Annotated in this window: 2 protein-coding genes; both read right to left on the bottom strand. The window is 67.7% G+C overall.

Annotated features, from left to right (window positions below):
• Positions 1-479: hypothetical protein (locus PIJ50_RS16315; protein WP_271976654.1), on the bottom strand; the 479-nt coding region annotated here is incomplete at its 3' end.
• A gap of 14 nt (positions 480-493) precedes the next feature.
• Positions 494-775 (bottom strand): hypothetical protein, encoded by a 282-nt coding sequence (locus PIJ50_RS16310; protein WP_271976652.1) that lies wholly within the window; start codon positions 773-775, stop codon positions 494-496.
• Between the last annotated feature and the right edge of the window lie 64 nt (positions 776-839).

Here is an 839-nt window from a genome sequence, read left to right as displayed (position 1 = left end):
AGCGCGTTGATGGCCGGGTTGATCAGCACCCCGCGCACCTGCGAGGCGCCTGCGGTGCTGCGGGCGACGTGGAACACCCGGGCGCCGTCCCGTTCCGCCACAGAGGGATCGGAGTTCCGCAGACTGATGCCCCAGTCCTCGGTGTCGATGGCCGCCGCCTTGCGGACGCTGAACATCGTCCACCGGCCGGTCAGCTTGGCGGTGTCGAAGCCGAGGACAGGCTGGCCCTGCGTCCCTGCAAAGCTGGCCGCCTCGTAGCCTCCGTCCGCGACCCACGGCTGCACGCTGGTGCCGTCGAGGGTCATCGTCCCGATGCGCGGCGCGATCCGGGTGCGTCCGGTAGTGGTGTCGGTCGTGGCCTGCCCCTTGGTCAGGGTCCACCAGTTCTTGAGGGCGGAGTACTTCTTGAACACCTCCTCCCAGACGAAGGCGTCGGTGATCGGGCGGGCGATGATGCCGGGAAGCGTGGCGATGGGCATGGTTCAGCGCCTCCTTAGCGCACAATAGGGGCGCGGCCGGAGCGCGCGTAACGATAGTGGGTGGCGCCGCTGACAAGGCGGCTGGCTTGCGACCACTGGTCGGTGAGCGATCCGCGGTTGGCGGTGAAGCCGTCGCCCCGGTCGCCGGTCTGGCCCCAAGCATAGCGGACGGTCAGATCGCCCAGCGGTTCGGCGGTCATGGTGATCAGGACGTTCGTGCCGCTGACCGCTACGCTCTCGATCGTCGCACCGTTCGTGACGCCGGCCACGGCAAAGCCGTGCTTGTGCTTCGGCATGCAATCTTGACCCCTTAGACGGGGGTATCGGCGCCCAATTTTGACCCCCCTGATGTTTTGTCGG

It is taken from the genome of Falsirhodobacter sp. 20TX0035 (assembly GCF_028307215.1).
In the GTDB taxonomy this organism is placed as follows: domain Bacteria; phylum Pseudomonadota; class Alphaproteobacteria; order Rhodobacterales; family Rhodobacteraceae; genus Falsirhodobacter.
This window is presented reverse-complemented; position numbering and strand designations above follow the sequence as displayed.

Bases quoted from the DNA above. Each gene is read 5' to 3' on its own strand.
- PIJ50_RS16310 (WP_271976652.1), bottom strand. From the start codon at position 775: ATGCCGAAGCACAAGCACGGCTTTGCCGTGGCCGGCGTCACGAACGGT.